Origin of the sequence: Streptomyces durhamensis (assembly GCF_000725475.1) — a bacterium.
Classification (GTDB): Bacteria; Actinomycetota; Actinomycetes; order Streptomycetales; family Streptomycetaceae; genus Streptomyces; species Streptomyces filipinensis.
Genome location: NZ_JNXR01000162.1, coordinates 1 through 325, shown reverse-complemented (window position 1 = coordinate 325; position 325 = coordinate 1). Strand labels below are relative to the sequence as shown.

The 325-nt window shown below is 63.1% G+C and carries 1 protein-coding gene; it reads right to left on the bottom strand.

All coding sequences use genetic code 11. The features are described 5' to 3' along the window. On the bottom strand, positions 1-261 hold a 261-nt coding region (locus tag IO33_RS0142230), incomplete at its 3' end, for a DUF6328 family protein (RefSeq protein WP_031174366.1). Positions 262-325: the final 64 nt, after the last annotated feature.

Genomic DNA, 325 nt, shown 5'->3' with positions numbered 1-325 from the left:
GGCCACCGGTGCGAGCAGCAACACCGTTGCGCCGACCGAAGCGGTCACCGTCACGAGGTAAACGTTCTGGAACAGACCATCCTGCTCGTAGAAGCGGTCCTGGAACGGCACCGTGAGCAGGAATCCGGTCAGCAGCTGAACTCCGGTCTGCACCACCCGGAGCTCCTGCAGCAGACTCGCCCAGTTGCGGTCGAGACGCTGCGTGGGAGTCTCGTTGCGCTCCCTCCGCAGCCAGTCGTCGTCAACCGTCTCGTCGCTCATCTGCCAATGGTCGACTTCTTCCTTCGCACTGGCAAGTGCCTGCCGAAACGCGGTGGATATGGTC